Source organism: Bacillus cereus group sp. BfR-BA-01347 (genome assembly GCF_022663835.1).
GTDB classification, from domain to species: Bacteria; Bacillota; Bacilli; order Bacillales; family Bacillaceae_G; genus Bacillus_A; species Bacillus_A thuringiensis_K.
The window spans coordinates 46,075-61,982 of sequence record NZ_JAKUGG010000027.1; the positions used below are offsets into that span (position 1 = coordinate 46,075).

Sequence of the window (15,908 nt, forward strand, 5' to 3'; positions counted from 1 at the left end):
CTTTTTATCTTTTAAATCCACCTTCTGAATGAATAACTTGCCCAGTAATCCACTCAGCTTCTTCACTTACTAAAAATTTAATGAGTCTAGCTGCATCCCTTGGCTCACCAATTCTGCCAAAAGGAAACATCGGCTTTAACCCTTGTTTTATCTCTTCAGTCATCCATCCTGTATCGGTTGGTCCTGGATTAATTGCATTCACTGTTATTCCTAAATGAGCTACCTCTGCTGACAACGTACTAGTAAGAGCATCAATAGCTCCCTTCGTTGTCGCATAAGCTAGTTCTCCTGCCATAGGACCTTGAAATTGCCCCGAAGTCATATTCACAATTCTACCACCAGATTTCTTATCAAATCCCCGGGAAAATTGACTACTGAGCAATGTAGTCGCACGAATATTCACCATATAATGCCTATCCAATTCTTCAGCAGTCAAATTAAAGAAATCATTATTCGTAGAATACGCTGCATTATTAATTAATATATGAGGGTATCCAATTTGTTCAGTAACTCTATTTATAAGCTCTCTCGGTGCATCATTCTGAGTTAAATCTAACTCCATACTCGATACTCTAACACCTTTTTGTAATAGCTCTTCTTCTAATTGTATTTGTTCATTTTCATCAATGCCCCAAGGCATCTCTTTATCGTAAGCTGTCCAATACGTAAAAAATATATCGTATCCTGATTCAGCTAATTCTTTACAAATCGCTGCGCCTATACCATCTAGACGACTTACCCCTGTAATAACTGCTACCTTATTTTTTAATTGGTTTATCATATACTCCTCCAAATTTAAAGGACGCATATTTTATATAAGAGATATAAACTTTCCCACAAAAAAGACAGATACATAAAATAGGTATCTATCCTTACAAAAAGGATATACAAGCCAAATATGCATTCCTTGAATGATTTACAGATAACTAAATAAACCCTCGCTTATGAGAGAAAAATTCATCTATCTAGTAGTTTCTAATCATTACAAGTTCATCCACATATTGAGTCGTTGTCTCCTCTCCATATATCTCTATTCTTAGTTTACCAAAACAGATAAAATGTTACAAAAAATAAAACAATTACTCACAGCCTATCCTTGTTCACATTATATCCATTGTGAATTTTTTCACAATGGATATATAATAAACTTGTAAATACAATATTGGAGGGATTTCAATGGTTATCAATTTTTTAAGAACTGATAAACGTGCTACTTTCATATTATTACTTTTACGGCTTTACATAGGATATACATGGCTCGCTGCTGGGATAGGCAAAGTCTTCGGACAATCTTTTGACGCAAGTGGCTTTCTAAAGGGTGCTATTGCTCAAGCATCTGGTGACCACCCTGCAGTACAAAGTTGGTGGGCAGATTTTCTTCAACATTTTGTCCTTCCAAACGCAGACCTATTTAGCTTTTTAGTTCAATGGGGAGAAATTTTAGTAGGTCTAGGTTTAATTTTAGGCGGACTAACAAAAACAGCTGCATTTTTCGGAATCATAATGAATCTTTCATTTTTATTAAGTGGAACTGTTAGTGTAAACCCAAACCTGCTTATTTTGACTATGTTCATTTTAGTTGCAGGGCAGAACGCTGGACGTATTGGATTAGATGGCTCTGTTTTCCCTAAACTTTTCCGTAAAAACAACCACGGAACATATAAATTAAGTAAAACTGCGTAGTAACAGTTTACTTTTAAAATATAAATAAGAAAAAGAGCCTGAATATAGGCTCTTTTTCTTATTTATCCTAATTTAAACTTTTAACGAGCCACGAAAACCTCTGGCAGCATAGTAAGAGTCTGCTCCATTGTGGTACACGAAAACATGTCCAAAACGATAATCGCAAAATAGAGCACCACCGAGTTCTCTAATATCTGAAGGTGTTTGTACCCAACTTGATGATTTCATGTCAAAATCGCCAAGTTGTTGCAATTCCCGATATTGTTCTTCCGTTAATAGTTCAATGCCCATAGCATTGGCAACATCAATAACGTTATTTTCTGGTTTATGTTTTTTTCTTGATTCTAACGCTTCAAGATCATAACAAAGACTTCTGCGACCTTTAGGACTCTCCTTTGAACAATCATAGAAAGTATATTCGTCCTTTTCTTCATCATAACCGACAACATCCGGCTCACCGCCAGTTACTTCCATTTCGTTAAGTGACCATAATTTTTCAGCATTACCTTCTATCTTCGCTTCAACTTTAGCCCATTCAAGACCTTCATGGCGGTTCATGTTTTTCTCAAAACGAACTTGCAATACTTTCAATAACTCTTCACGTTTTTCTACTAGTAAGTCATTTTTATTCCCTGTCATATTAGTCCTCCCTAATGTATGTACTGATAGTAGTTTAAGTATATATTTTATAATAAATCATCTCAATATGAAGACCGTTTCAACCTTATGTCTTGTACAAACACCCATTACAAAGTCCTAAAACCCTCCATACTCTCTCCAAGAATATAGTGTGAAAACCACATCAAGTTCTGCTTCATAATAGCTACATGAACTCCTGGTTGGTCAGAACTATATGCCATTCCTTTAAATATAATTAATTCTGTATCAACTTCCATATCCATTAATCCTTGATATAGATCATATGCATTTGTAATTGGAATTCTTGCATCCTTTTCCCCATGTTGAATTAAGGTAGGCGTACAAGCTGATTTAATATACGTCATAGGTGATGTCTTCGTATATATCTCTGGATCATTCCATGGAGTATTTCCTAAATACATTCTAATAAAGTAAGGTATATCTGTATTTACATAATGGGTACTCCAGTTAGTGATTCCACCGCCAACTGAAATAGCTTTAAATCGACTACTAAATGTAGAACAGAAAGCTGATACATATCCACCGTTGCTCCATCCCATAACTCCTACCCTATCCTTGTCTACCATCCCTTTTTCTACTAGTTCATCCACTCCAGATATAACATCATCGTAGTCAGCAATCCCCTGTTTTCTATAGTTAGCTTTTAAAAATTCATTACCATAACCTGAACTTCCTCTGTAATTTGGTTCTAAAACGATAAAGCCTTTTTCAATAAACTGTTCAATCGGATATTTCTCATTGAAGCAGTCTGAAAATATCGGAAAAGATGCCCAAGCCGGACCGCCGTGAATTACTACTAATAAAGGATATTTTTTATTAGTGTCAAACTCTACTGGCGTTGATAAAACACCTTCTATTTCAAGATCATCGCTACTTTTCCATGAGATGATTTCCCTGTTACTTCTAAGTTTCCCTTTGAAAAAGCTATTTTCATTCGTTATTTTTTTATCGTCTAAATAGATTTCAAAGGTTTCATTTGTTATTGCCTTATTGTAGGATATATGTTTGCCATCCTTTGTTATAGAAGCATCCATTATAAAGCCATCTACTTTTTCGCTTAATATTTCCACAGTGCCATCTTCGGCTAGCAATCCAATAAGATAATTCGTTTTATTCTGCCACCTAATTAAAACCCCTTTAGCTGTCCACTGTAATGGCATAACCGTACTATCAAAATCTGTTAAAAGTTGAATTAGCTCTCCGGTATTTATATCATATATCTCTAACGTACTATCTTGTATATGGTTTCTATAGTAATCCTTCTCTCTTATGCTTGCTGTGTAACATATTTTACTGCCGTCAGGAGAAAAGCAAACACTCCCTCCCAACAACTTATTCACATTCAGCTTTTGTAGCTCTCCAGCTTTAATATGGAGTATGTATAGATCTCCATTTATATAATCTTCCATATTTGAGCTTGGTGTCGCCATAAATACAACCTTTTTACCATCATTTGAAATATCAAATTCATGGATATGAAAATCCTTACCATCCGTTAATTGATAAACAACTCTGTTCTCGTGTTCATCTGTATCACTTTGTATCACCTTTTCTATTTCAATGTAATATAAACAATTATTCTGGTGTTCCTTACCTATATGTTGAAAATCTCCATATAGGTCCTTACGTTTCTTTATCTCCTCACATTCTTTTGACTGCGTAACATAATAAAGACCCTTGCCAGTAGGACCCCATTTGAATGTACTGACTCCTTCTTTCTCATCAGTAATTTGAACCTCTCTATAACCATCTAGTGACTTAACAAATATCTGATTTTTCCCATCACCAACTGGACTAAGATATGCGATACACCTAGCATCTGGAGACCATAATGGGTGTGTACTATCTATATCCCCATTTGATAATGGGTAACTCTGCTTCTTATCTTTTTCATATATCCATACATGATTCCTATATGTATTTTCTTTCCAATCAGCCGTCTTCTTAACAAATGCTACGTTTTTACCATCATCACTTATGTTTGTACTTGATAAGGTTGGTAATGAAATAATCTCTTCTATACTTAAATATGTTTTTTCATTCACTTTAATCAATATACCCCCTTGAAATGTCCATAAATCTCTCGTCTCTTTTTGTCGTAATAAAGGAAATTGTTCACGAATACTTAAAATGATAATGGAAAATTCAGATAAATAAAAGTGAATTCGATAAAGTAAAACTTTAATCTATAGGGTTCTATCCGCTTACCAATTCTAGATGTTCTTTTTCGACACAAAAACACCCCTTTTAGATACAAATTTGTAAGTTTATTTTAAAGCTATAACTATATGTTGGTTTGGAATAAAATTTGATAAAAATGAAGTCACAAATCTTTATTTAACAACAAAAAAATCCATTTTGAAAAAACGATTGATCAAAATAGAATTACTCTTTTTAACTAAGTATGAGATTTTTATAAAAAAATTTTAATCAAAACTCACTTAGAATCTTTACTTGAAGGAATAAAGCTTCGCATCTTTTTTATGAACATCGTTAAACTAAGATAAACTTTGACTGCATCTGTAATTAATTGTAAAATATTACACATAGAAAGGTATTATAAAATAAATATAGAAGGGGTATGTTTTTTAGTTTTAAAGGGGCTAAAGCACATCTATTTTATGTTTTTAGAGGGAGAATTGAAAAATCATATGAAGAATTTCAAAAAGAGTACAGGTAAAATTTTACTAGCATCCGGATTAGTAGTTTCTATGTCAGCTTGTAGTGTAACTAGTTTATTTGGAGAAAAAGAAAAAACAAATGCTGAATCTGGTAAACAAGAAAGTAAAGAAACTACGACAGAAGGAACAAGTTCAACTAAGTCAGAAAGTAAATCATCTGAAACAAAGGAAAAATCAACTAACTCGAAAGAAGAAAGTAAAGATGTTAAGATGATTATGGTTTTACCTGAGGATTACCCACAACTTATGGTAGACATTGAAGAAGACTTATTAAGACGTCTAGATTACTATGATGCTTCTGTAAGGGATAATAAAAAGGGAAGTAAGTCAAATGAAGAGGTACGAGATAGTATTAAAGACTTAGATAAAGTATTTAATAAAATAGAGCGTATAGATGCACCAGGAAAATACAAGGAAGACCATAAGGAAATTGTAAAAGCTGTTCAAAAGTTAAAAGAGTCTTTCAAAGAAGTATCGAAGTTATTTGATTACTCTAAAACACTTAAAGATACGGATGATGCAATCATAGATAAAGCAAACAATAAATTAGATGAAGCAAAACGCATTTGGAAACCTGTATTTGATAAGTTAAAAGCGGAAGCTACGGGTGGTTCAACAACTACTTCTACAACAAGTGGTACTAGTTCTTCTAACTCACCGAGTTTATCTAGTGGTAATACAGTTAAAACATACAGTACCCAAGATAAAACTGGTATATTCAAAGGAAAAATTGATACACCAGACGAGGATTCCGCTAAGTTTAAGAATGTACAGAACAACTATAAAGACGGTACAGAGCTTGTAGGTAATTGGGGTATTGATTACGGAGACGGAGTCAAAACTACGTTAGTCCTAAAAGCAGATAAGACATTTGAAACATATGCAAATGGTTCTTATCCAAATAAAGATAATTACTTAACAGGAACATACCAAGCAGACGTTTCTTCCCATCAGTTAACGCTAATGGTGGAAAAAGGAACTCAAAATGGTCAAGAAGTGAAATTGGAAAGACCTATTTATTCATCATATGAGGTTAAAAATTTAGATGGTAAAGCATTACAGATTTTCCACATAGACGAACAAGTAACAATTTGTTATGTAAAACAATAAATAACTAAAAAAAACTCTGTAAAATGATTTTTACAGAGTTTTTTTCTTAGTTTTAATTTATTATAAACGATCAGACTTTTTTATAAACTATCAAAATTTATTTCAAACGCATACTATATTTATTAACCTACCAACGTCCTACTCAACAGTAACAGACTTAGCTAAGTTACGTGGCTTATCAACGTCACACTCGCGGTGAAGTGCTGCGTAGTATGAGATAAGTTGTAATGGAATAACTGCTACTAGCGGTGCTAGTGCTTCGTGTACAGCTGGTAATACGAAGCTGTCACCTTCCATTTCTAAGCCTTTCATTGAGATGATACATGGGTTAGCTCCGCGTGCTACTACTTCTTTCACGTTACCACGAATTCCAAGGTTTACGTGCTCTTGTGTAGCAAGTGCAATAACTGGTGTACCATTTTCAATTAAAGCGATTGTACCGTGTTTTAACTCTCCTCCAGCGAATCCTTCTGCTTGGATGTAAGAGATTTCTTTTAGTTTTAACGCGCCTTCTAATCCTACGTAGAAGTCTACGCTACGTCCGATGAAGAAACAGTTACGCGTTGTTGCTAAAAATTGTTTTGCTAATGCGTCCATTTCTTCTTTTTGATCACAAAGTTCTATCATTGCATTTGCTACAAGTCCTAGTTCGTGTGTTAAATCGAAATCAAGAACTTCACCTTTTGCTTTAGCAATATCAGCTGCTAAAATTGAAAGTACTGCAAGCTGTGCTGTGTAAGCTTTCGTTGATGCAACTGCAATTTCTGGTCCAGCGTATAACGGAAGTGTATAATCAGCTTCACGAGAAAGTGTAGAACCAGGCACGTTTGTAATTGTTAAGGCTTTATGGCCCATTTCATTTGTTTGCACAAGTACTGCACGGCTATCAGCTGTTTCACCACTTTGTGAAATGTAAATGAAGAATGGTCTTTCTGTTAATAATGGCATGTTATAAGAGAATTCACTTGCCACGTGTACTTCAACTGGCATTTTTGCAAACTTCTCGATAAATTGTTTTCCAACAAGACCTGCATGATAACTCGTTCCACATGCAATGATGTAAATACGATCGCTATCTAAAATCGCATTGCGGATGTCTTGATTTAATTCAATTTCGCCATTTTCATCTTGATACTTTTGAATTATATTACGGATTACAAGTGGTTGCTCATCGATTTCTTTAAGCATGAAATGAGGATATGTTCCCTTTTCAATATCACTTGCGTCTAATTCCGCTGTAAACGGTGCACGTTCAATCGTTTCACCTTGTAAGTTTTTAATTGTAATACTTTCTTTCGTTACAATTACGATTTCTTTATCCATTAACTCAATAAATTGATCTGTAACTTGTAACATCGCCATAGCGTCGCTTGCCACAACATTAAAGTTGTCACCAACACCTACTAATAGCGGGCTTTTGTTTTTAGCAACATAAATCATGTTTGGATTTTCAGCATCAAGTAATCCGATTGCATAAGAGCCATGTAAAAGAGATAGTGTATTACGGAACGCTTCTTCTACACTTAATCCTGTGCTCACTTGTTGTTCCATAAGCTGTACGATAACCTCTGTATCTGTTTCACTTACGAACGTTACATCTTGTAAATATTCCTTTTTCACTAATTCATAGTTTTCAATTACACCGTTATGAACTAATGTAAAGCGTTTTGATGTACTTTGATGCGGATGCGCGTTTACTTTACTTGGAACACCGTGTGTAGCCCAGCGTGTGTGTCCGATACCTACGCTTGCTGCTACGTTCTCATCTACGATTTCACGAAGTTTTGCGATACGGCCTTTTTCTTTGTATACAACAACACCGTTCTCTGCTTGTACCGCAATACCTGCTGAATCATATCCACGATATTCTAGCTTTTCTAAACCTTTTAATAAAATTTCCTTTGCATCTTGCTCTCCAATAAATCCTACGATTCCACACATGTTTAGTCGCCGTTACAAATGCTTACACTGCTCTGCGAACATGTAACGACATAGTCCGATACCATTTTTATTTATACTAAAAAACGGATTACATATTGCTAGCCCTGTAAGCTTGTAACGGCTTTCACCTTCCTCTCGATTGGGTTTAAGTCCGTATATACTTATACAGCTAGTTTTCATCCGTTCCTCTTCTCTCATCACACTTTCACCTTTGTCCACTAAGTCACCTTAATGATTTAAGTAAAAGCTTGCGGTTGTGATGAACAACCGGGAGTCATCCGCCGAAATCTCGATAAACCCCACCTCGTCAACTACACTATTTGTAGTTCTGGCGCTTTTATAATTTACAATATTTCCTTTGAGAAAAAGAACAAGACCATCTTATAACAAACATGGATAAACCGTCAATGAAATTTTTTTCATTGTCTATAAAACATATGAAAAAGGAACACTTTTTGTGCTCCTTTTTCATATAAATTCAGCTAATTATTCAGCGCCAACTTCAGCTTTCACAACTTCTACAATGCGATGTACATATGCATCACAAACTTCTTGTGTTGGTGCTTCTGCCATTACACGAATAAGTGGCTCTGTTCCAGATGGACGAACAAGAATACGGCCATCACCGTTCATTTCTTCCTCTACAACACGAATAATTTCTTTAATTTTTTCGTTTTCTAATGCTAATTTTTTATCTGTTACACGAACGTTTACTAGCAATTGTGGGAATTTCGTCATTTCTCCTGCAAGCTCAGATAATGGCTTTTTCGTCATTTTCATGATGTTTACAAGTTGAAGTGCACTTAACATTCCATCACCAGTTGTAATGTAATCAAGTAAGATAATATGGCCTGATTGTTCTCCACCTAAGTTGTAACCTCCGCGCTTCATTTCTTCCATTACGTAGCGGTCACCAACTGCTGTTTTATCACTTGTAATATTATTTGCTTCAAGTGCTTTGTAGAAACCTAAGTTACTCATAACAGTTGAAACAACTGTATTATGTTTTAATTGACCAGTTTCTTTCATATACTTCGCACAAATGAACATAATTTGATCACCGTCAACGATGTTTCCTTTTTCGTCTACAGCAATTAAACGGTCGCCATCGCCATCAAAAGCAAGTCCGATATCCGCTCCTTTTTCTTTTACCAATTCAGCTAAGCCTTCTGGATGTGTAGATCCTACACCTTCATTAATATTCATACCATTTGGAGAAGTTCCCATTGTTGAAATATCAGCTTCTAGGTCTGCAAATAAGTATGGAGCTAGAGAAGAAGTTGCACCATGTGCACAATCTAAAGCGATATGTAGGCCGGAGAAATCTTCTTCAACAGTTTGTTTAATGTACTGTAAATATTTTTGTCCACCTTCAAAGTAATCGCTCACTTGTCCAAGATTAGTACCTGTCGGACGTGGTAGTTCATCAACTTCTTTGTCTAATAAAGCTTCAATCTCAGCTTCTTGCTCATCTGTTAATTTAAAGCCGTCTGAACCAAAGAATTTAATACCGTTATCTTGTACTGGATTATGAGATGCAGAAATCATAACACCCGCTTGTGCGTCTAGTGCTTTTGTTAAATAAGCAACGCCCGGTGTAGAAATAACGCCAAGGCGCATTACTTCTGCTCCAGTTGATAATAGCCCTGCTACTAAAGCTCCTTCTAACATATGGCCAGATACACGTGTATCACGACCGATGATTACTTTTGGACGATCTGTATCTTTTGTTAATACATAACCACCAAAACGTCCAATTTTGAAAGCTAATTCAGGTGTTAACTCCTTATTTGCAACTCCGCGTACTCCATCTGTACCAAAATATTTACCCATTATGATTCGCTCCTTTTTCTTGCTCTTTTTGATTGTGATTATCTACTGTTGGTTCTTGACTCGTTTCTTTATCTTGATTTTGATTTTGGTTTTGATTCTTTTCCTGTTCTTTTTCTGAATCAGGTTCAGGATTTTTTGGTTTCTCATTTTGATTTTCTTGATCGGTGTTTGAATCCGGTTGTTGACCGTTACCCTGTACTTCTTTATCTGGTTTTTCTTTCTTCACAATAGTAACTTTAGCACTTTTTTGTTTTGGTTCTATTGAAATATTACCAGGACCACTCACTTGAATGGAAATATCTTTCGTTCCTGGAGATACATTTTGCAGATTAATTACCGCTGTTATTTGAGCAGCTGTTATTTTATCTACTATACTTGCTTCTCCTGAAATATCAACACTTATCTTTCCATCTTGCGGCGAAAGTAGCTGAGCAGTAACATCTTTAGAAAGTCCATTTTTCTGGATTGGGATACCATCAATCGTTTTTGTTTTCGTTTGTTTTGTTTTTTGCACTCCCACCGAAACCTTCACTTGATTCGGTTTTGCACTTGTTACACCCTTGGGTAATAAAACAGAGGCATCGAATGTTGTAGACTCTGTCAATTGACTAAGATCTACTTCGACCCCCTCTAGCGATTGTATATTATCCAAAATATCTTTTGGACCTGCTATCGTTACTTCTCTCGGCTCAACACTGATATTTGTAACTGCCAATCCTTCTGCTAAACTCCCCTTCTTCGTATACGTTACAGGAACAGTTTTTTCAGTATTATTGGCTGTAGTTTGCATTGCCACATTCAACGTTACACTAATCTTAGATGGACTTGTTCTTACATTTAAACGTTTTCCTTCTTTATTGTATAATGTAACTTCGGGCGTTTTTGTAACAGTTTTATTAACACCTTTTAAATCAACATACGCTTTGGCAGATGAAATACTTTCAATTTCTTCTTTCGTCCCAACTACCTCAACAGTATCCGGTTTAAGGCTTGATTTTTCTAGTGTAGCCCCCGCTGGCATCTGATCCTCATTTGATAATTTCAGATCTACATGAACATATTTTCTCGCCTTTTCATGCAGAGTAACTTTAATTGTTGATGGCTGAACTGTTCCTTTCACATCATCTGGAAGCCCGTTCGTTTTTAAAGAAATCTCATAAGTTCCTTTTGGACTATCTCGCAAATCAATCGGTATATCAAATTGTTTTTTTGCTTTTGCTGTAGCAACTGATGCTTTTGGGCCTTCTAATTTCACCTTAACGCCCTCTGCTGGAATACCACTTACAATATATTTCTCCTCATCATACTTAAGATTAATAGCATAATTAGTTAATGTTTCTTTCGTATCATTTGCAAAAGGTAATATACCTGATGTCGTATTTTTTTCAGTTAACGTCGCTGACATAAAAAGCATACACGCCAATAGTAATGAGATCCCTTTTAAAAACCAATGATTCTCCATTAACTTATCCATGACGCTTTCTCCTCCAATTCCATAAAGACGAAGAAGTCGTTTTTTCGTTTCCACTAAATTCAGCTAATAACATATCCTTCAGCTGTTCTGTCTTCAAATCACGATGCAACTTACCATTTTTCGTTAAAGAAATTTGACCAGTTTCTTCAGACACAACTACTGTAATACTATCAGTAACTTCACTAACTCCCATTGCAGCACGATGTCTAGTTCCTAATTCTTTAGAAATAAACGGACTTTCTGATAATGGAAGATAGCATGCTGCTGCTTTAATTGTACTTCCTTGCATAATTACCGCTCCGTCATGAAGAGGTGTATTTGGAATAAAAATATTAATAAGTAATTCCGATGATACGTTTGCATTCAGCGGAATACCCGTTTCCACATAATCACCCATACCGGTCTCTTTTGACAAAGTAATTAATGCACCAATTCTACGTTTCCCCATATATTCGGTTGCTTTTGCTATCGCTGTTGCAACCATTTCAGGTTCATCATCCTCATGCGTTCCAACACGCGAAAATAAGCTTCCGCGCCCTAGCTGCTCAAGTGCTCTTCGCAATTCTGGCTGAAAGATAATAATAACGGCTAAAAATCCCCACGTTAATACTTGTTCAGTTAGCCAAGATAGCGTACGCAATTCAAGGAAAATACTGATCATCTTAACGACGATAATAACTGTAATCCCTTTTAAAAGTTGAACAGCTTTCGTCCCTCGGATTATAAGAATTAGCTTATATATAATAAACCATACAATGGCAATATCTAATGCCGTACTAAGATATTTCAAAATGGTCGTATCTTCAAAAGGCATGCTATCCCTTCCTCCTACTTACGAGCAATTCTATCCATATATTGAAATATTGTTTTATGCTCTATCTGTATGTATTTCCAACAACTAGTTAATTATACCATACATGAAACAAACGACAATTACAAACAACCCCCTTTAGCTCAAATTGGTAAGATGTCAAACATTTTTATTGTACAGTATAATATAAATCATTATTATACGCCTATTTTCAAATAAAAAAAGCAACTTCTCAGTTGCTTTTCTTACATTTATTTTAGTTTTTCACCGAATAAAGAACCCATTAAAGCAACTGCTGTTGTTGCCGTTCTATTTCTCTCATCTAAAATCGTATTTACCTCAACAAATTCAGCAGATGTGATAATATCAGCTTCTGCTAACATTTCCATCGCCAAATGACTTTCACGATAAGATAGACCGCCAATTACAGGCGTTCCAACACCTGGTGCATCATGAGGATCAAGACCGTCTAAATCTAATGATAAGTGTACACCATCAGTATGAGATAAATATGCGATTGTTTCTTCCATAACAGCCGTCATCCCCATACGATCAATTTCATGCATTGAGAACACTTTAATACCTTCATTGCGAATGAAATCTTTTTCTCCTTCATCCAATGCACGCGCACCGATAATTACGACATTCTCTTTTTTCACCTTTGGATATGCTCCGTATAAATCTACAAGTGAAGAATGTCCATAACCTAAACTTGCTGCAAGTGACATACCATGAATATTTCCAGATGGTGAAGTTTCCTCTGTATTTAAATCACCGTGTGCATCATACCAAATAACGCCTAAGTTTTTATAATGTTTTGCTACACCAGCTAATGTACCGATAGCAATACTATGGTCACCACCTAATACAAGTGGAAAACGACCTTCTTCTATAATATGATCCACCTTACTTGCTAATTCATTACATACAGTTGCAACTTGTGTAAGGTTTCTTAATTTTGTATTTTCATCTATCTCTTTTTCTCTCTCTATACATATATCTCCCATATCTTTAACTTCATATCCAATTTCTTCAATTCTTTCAATTACCCCTGCATAACGGATCGCGCTCGGTCCCATATCAACTCCACGGCGCATCTGTCCTAAATCCATTGGAACTCCAATAACTGAGATTTCTTTTTTCATAGATAGTATCCCCCTTTTATGCCTTCACTAAATATTTTAAATCTTTTATATAGTCTGACTCAACTCGACATTTTTCTGTATGGATATACAATTTATTCACTTATATTCATACTGAAAACCAAATTTTAAAACTATTCTATGTATAAAGTTAACTTAATGAAACAATCGCAATCACTATTATTAAATAATAATAATAAAACACTCCTACATTTAGAAGTGTTTTTCTGATGCTATTTTCCATACTGTTGCAATATTTTTTGTTGTCATTTCAATATTTTCTTCTGCTACTTTATATGCTTCTTCTAGTGTCATCGGTCTCGTTGTAATACTAAATACCGCATCTATTCCTTTCTCGTACACAGCTGAATAATCAGGTGATACAGACCCTCCAATAGCAATTACAGGCACAGAAAAACGTTTTGCACGCCCCGCAACACCCACAGGAGCCTTTCCATATGCAGTTTGTTTATCTATTCTACCTTCACCAGTTATAATGAGATTTGCATCTTCTATATGTTTATCGAAATTTGTATAATCTAATACAATTTCAATGCCCCTCCGCAAGTCTCCCTTTAACACTGAAATAACAGCCGCTCCCATTCCTCCCGCTGCCCCTGCACCAGGTATTTCAGATACATCAAAAGATACATATCGTTTAAGCATATTCGCATAATGTTGTAAATTCTCATCTAGCTCTTTCATCATCTCTACATTTGCACCCTTTTGTCTCCCAAATATGAAAGATGCTCCCTGCATTCCGACTAATGGATTATCCACATCACATGCCGCTTCTATCTTTACCCCCTTTAAGCGGGGGTCCATTCGTGAAAAATCAATAGCAACAATCGAATGTAATGTGCCTCCAGATGGATCTATTACTTCACCCTTGTCATTTATAAATCTTACTCCTAAAGCTGCTAACATACCTGTCCCACCATCATTTGTAGCACTTCCTCCAAGTCCTAAAATTATGTACTCCACTCCTTGATCTAGCGCATGTAATATAAGTTCTCCTGTTCCTTTTGTCGTTGTAATAAGTGGGTTGCGCTTTTCAACTGGAACGTGCTGTAATCCTGATGCTGCTGCCATTTCAATAAACGCTGTCTTTTTATCTTTAGAAATGCCATAAAAAGCTTGTATACCTTCTCTAAGCGGTCCTGTCACACTAATTGATATAATTCTCCCCCCTGTAGCATCAACAAGTGATTCAACCGTCCCTTCTCCTCCATCTCCAATTGGTATTTTCACATACTCTGCATTAGGAAAAATTGCTCTAAAACCTCTTTCAATAGCTCCACATACTTCTATAGCTTTTAGGCTTTCTTTATATGAATCAGATGCAATAACAACTTTCACAATTATCTCCCCATCCCTTATTTTTACGTTTTCTTCATTTTAAACGACAAGTATAAAAGTTGTCTTTTTGAACACAAAAAAAGCTTACATCATATGATGTAAGCTTTTTTATTTAGATGGAGCCTAGCGGGATCGAACCGCTGACCTCCTGCGTGCAAGGCAGGCGCTCTCCCAGCTGAGCTAAGGCCCCTTAATTAAGCGGAAGACGGGATTCGAACCCGCGACCCCAACCTTGGCAAGGTTGTATTCTACCACTGAACTACTTCCGCAAAAATGATGAGCCATGAAGGACTCGAACCTTCGACCCTCTGATTAAAAGTCAGATGCTCTACCAACTGAGCTAATGGCTCGTAAATGGCTGGGCTAGCTGGATTCGAACCAGCGCATGACGGAGTCAAAGTCCGTTGCCTTACCGCTTGGCTATAGCCCATTAATATTTACTAGTATGGTTATCTTTTCAAAAAAATAAACCCTCTCAGGTTATTTTAAAGAAAATGGTGGAGGGGGGCAGATTCGAACTGCCGAACCCGAAGGAGCGGATTTACAGTCCGCCGCGTTTAGCCACTTCGCTACCCCTCCGACATTTTAAATATATATGGTGGAGGATGACGGGATCGAACCGCCGACCCCCTGCTTGTAAGGCAGGTGCTCTCCCAGCTGAGCTAATCCTCCAAAAGTGGTGACCCGTACGGGATTCGAACCCGTGTTACCGCCGTGAAAGGGCGGTGTCTTAACCACTTGACCAACGGGCCAAAAAAGTTTTAAACCTATTCCCAAGCTTCCAACCGGGCTTGAACCGGTGACCTCTTCCTTACCATGGAAGTGCTCTACCAGCTGAGCTATGGAAGCATAATGGCTCCGCAGGTAGGACTCGAACCTACGACCGATCGGTTAACAGCCGATAGCTCTACCACTGAGCTACTGCGGAATAATATTAGCCTGGCAACGTCCTACTCTCACAGGGACAAGGTCCCAACTACCATCGGCGCTAGAGAGCTTAACTTCCGTGTTCGGTATGGGAACGGGTGTGACCTCTCTGCCATCATTACCAGACTTTTATCATTATAAACATTTCTTTCGAAATGTCAAGAAGAAATTTTAATGCATATTCCTTCAAAACTAGATAACATTGCTACATATTATATGGTTAAGTCCTCGATCTATTAGTATTCGTCAGCTCCACATGTCACCATGCTTCCACCTCGAACCTATCA

At 36.3% G+C, this 15,908-nt stretch carries 12 protein-coding genes, 9 tRNA genes and 1 rRNA gene; 2 read left to right on the forward strand and 20 right to left on the reverse strand.

The annotated features are described in order from the left end of the window. Positions 1-4: 4 nt before the first annotated feature. On the reverse strand, positions 5-781 hold the full coding sequence (locus tag MR143_RS27685; protein ID WP_000609968.1) for an SDR family oxidoreductase: 777 nt from the start codon (positions 779-781) through the stop codon (positions 5-7). Between the two features lie 395 nt (positions 782-1,176). Here MR143_RS27685 and MR143_RS27690 point away from each other — a divergent pair, with 395 nt between their 5' ends. Continuing rightward, the gene (locus MR143_RS27690) at positions 1,177-1,683 is read left to right on the forward strand and encodes a DoxX family membrane protein (protein WP_000236365.1); all 507 of its coding nucleotides are present in this window, start codon (positions 1,177-1,179) and stop codon (positions 1,681-1,683) included. Positions 1,684-1,755: 72 nt separating this feature from the next. Here the strand turns inward: MR143_RS27690 and MR143_RS27695 are convergent, their stop codons facing one another. After that, complete coding sequence (locus MR143_RS27695; RefSeq protein WP_000147399.1) at positions 1,756-2,322, reverse strand: DUF4256 domain-containing protein; 567 nt, start codon at positions 2,320-2,322, stop codon at positions 1,756-1,758. A 107-nt stretch (positions 2,323-2,429) separates the two neighbouring features. Then, positions 2,430-4,394, reverse strand: coding sequence for a S9 family peptidase (locus MR143_RS27700; protein WP_033672941.1), 1,965 nt, complete (start codon positions 4,392-4,394; stop codon positions 2,430-2,432). A gap of 588 nt (positions 4,395-4,982) precedes the next feature. Here MR143_RS27700 and MR143_RS27705 point away from each other — a divergent pair. Next, entirely contained in the window at positions 4,983-6,134 is a 1,152-nt protein-coding gene (locus MR143_RS27705) for a DUF3994 domain-containing protein (RefSeq protein ID WP_472926437.1), read from the forward strand. Positions 6,135-6,272: 138 nt separating this feature from the next. On the opposite strand, the gene glmS is transcribed toward MR143_RS27705, so the two are convergent. The 17 genes from glmS to rrf all read right to left on the reverse strand — a co-directional run bounded on the left by glmS (position 6,273) and on the right by rrf (position 15,747). Further along, positions 6,273-8,075, reverse strand: a complete 1,803-nt coding sequence (glmS, locus tag MR143_RS27710; RefSeq protein ID WP_000334163.1) for a glutamine--fructose-6-phosphate transaminase (isomerizing) — start codon at positions 8,073-8,075, stop codon at positions 6,273-6,275. Between the two features lie 12 nt (positions 8,076-8,087). After that, positions 8,088-8,273, reverse strand: a complete 186-nt coding sequence (locus tag MR143_RS27715; RefSeq protein ID WP_001206405.1) for a hypothetical protein — start codon at positions 8,271-8,273, stop codon at positions 8,088-8,090. Positions 8,274-8,561: 288 nt separating this feature from the next. Next, positions 8,562-9,908, reverse strand: a complete 1,347-nt coding sequence (glmM, locus tag MR143_RS27720) for a phosphoglucosamine mutase (protein ID WP_000521476.1) — start codon at positions 9,906-9,908, stop codon at positions 8,562-8,564. Beyond that, positions 9,901-11,382, reverse strand: a complete 1,482-nt coding sequence (locus tag MR143_RS27725) for a CdaR family protein (RefSeq protein ID WP_000359591.1) — start codon at positions 11,380-11,382, stop codon at positions 9,901-9,903. Before MR143_RS27725 ends, glmM begins: the two co-directional genes overlap by 8 nt. After that, positions 11,375-12,196, reverse strand: coding sequence for a diadenylate cyclase CdaA (gene cdaA / locus MR143_RS27730; protein WP_001115697.1), 822 nt, complete (start codon positions 12,194-12,196; stop codon positions 11,375-11,377). The genes MR143_RS27725 and cdaA overlap by 8 nt, the downstream gene beginning before the upstream one ends. A 248-nt stretch (positions 12,197-12,444) precedes the next feature. Beyond that, positions 12,445-13,338, reverse strand: a complete 894-nt coding sequence (rocF, locus tag MR143_RS27735; protein ID WP_000711575.1) for an arginase — start codon at positions 13,336-13,338, stop codon at positions 12,445-12,447. A 210-nt stretch (positions 13,339-13,548) separates the two neighbouring features. Continuing rightward, positions 13,549-14,694, reverse strand: a complete 1,146-nt coding sequence (locus tag MR143_RS27740) for a glycerate kinase (RefSeq protein WP_000869591.1) — start codon at positions 14,692-14,694, stop codon at positions 13,549-13,551. A gap of 117 nt (positions 14,695-14,811) precedes the next feature. Then, a tRNA-Ala gene (locus MR143_RS27745) sits at positions 14,812-14,884 on the reverse strand. A gap of 7 nt (positions 14,885-14,891) precedes the next feature. Then, positions 14,892-14,963, reverse strand: a tRNA-Gly gene (locus tag MR143_RS27750). 8 nt (positions 14,964-14,971) lie between these two features. Next, positions 14,972-15,044, reverse strand: a tRNA-Lys gene (locus tag MR143_RS27755). Between the two features lie 5 nt (positions 15,045-15,049). Beyond that, a tRNA-Gln gene (locus MR143_RS27760) sits at positions 15,050-15,124 on the reverse strand. Positions 15,125-15,189: 65 nt separating this feature from the next. Next, a tRNA-Tyr gene (locus MR143_RS27765) sits at positions 15,190-15,273 on the reverse strand. Positions 15,274-15,290: 17 nt separating this feature from the next. After that, positions 15,291-15,366 (reverse strand) — tRNA-Val (locus MR143_RS27770). Positions 15,367-15,371: 5 nt separating this feature from the next. Beyond that, a tRNA-Glu gene (locus MR143_RS27775) sits at positions 15,372-15,446 on the reverse strand. Between the two features lie 24 nt (positions 15,447-15,470). Next, a tRNA-Thr gene (locus MR143_RS27780) sits at positions 15,471-15,543 on the reverse strand. Between the two features lie 4 nt (positions 15,544-15,547). Further along, positions 15,548-15,622 (reverse strand) — tRNA-Asn (locus MR143_RS27785). A gap of 9 nt (positions 15,623-15,631) precedes the next feature. After that, positions 15,632-15,747, reverse strand: a 5S ribosomal RNA gene (rrf, locus tag MR143_RS27790). Between the last annotated feature and the right edge of the window lie 161 nt (positions 15,748-15,908).

Excerpts from the sequence above, each read along its gene's own strand:
- MR143_RS27685 (WP_000609968.1), bottom strand. The coding sequence starts at position 781 with ATGATAAACCAATTAAAAAATAAGGTAGCAGTTATTACAGGGGTAAGT.
- MR143_RS27690 (WP_000236365.1), top strand. The coding sequence starts at position 1,177 with ATGGTTATCAATTTTTTAAGAACTGATAAACGTGCTACTTTCATATTA.
- MR143_RS27695 (WP_000147399.1), bottom strand. The coding sequence starts at position 2,322 with ATGACAGGGAATAAAAATGACTTACTAGTAGAAAAACGTGAAGAGTTA.
- glmS (WP_000334163.1), bottom strand. The coding sequence starts at position 8,075 with ATGTGTGGAATCGTAGGATTTATTGGAGAGCAAGATGCAAAGGAAATT.
- MR143_RS27715 (WP_001206405.1), bottom strand. The coding sequence starts at position 8,273 with ATGAGAGAAGAGGAACGGATGAAAACTAGCTGTATAAGTATATACGGA.
- glmM (WP_000521476.1), bottom strand. The coding sequence starts at position 9,908 with ATGGGTAAATATTTTGGTACAGATGGAGTACGCGGAGTTGCAAATAAG.
- MR143_RS27725 (WP_000359591.1), bottom strand. The coding sequence starts at position 11,382 with ATGGATAAGTTAATGGAGAATCATTGGTTTTTAAAAGGGATCTCATTA.
- cdaA (WP_001115697.1), bottom strand. The coding sequence starts at position 12,196 with ATGCCTTTTGAAGATACGACCATTTTGAAATATCTTAGTACGGCATTA.
- rocF (WP_000711575.1), bottom strand. The coding sequence starts at position 13,338 with ATGAAAAAAGAAATCTCAGTTATTGGAGTTCCAATGGATTTAGGACAG.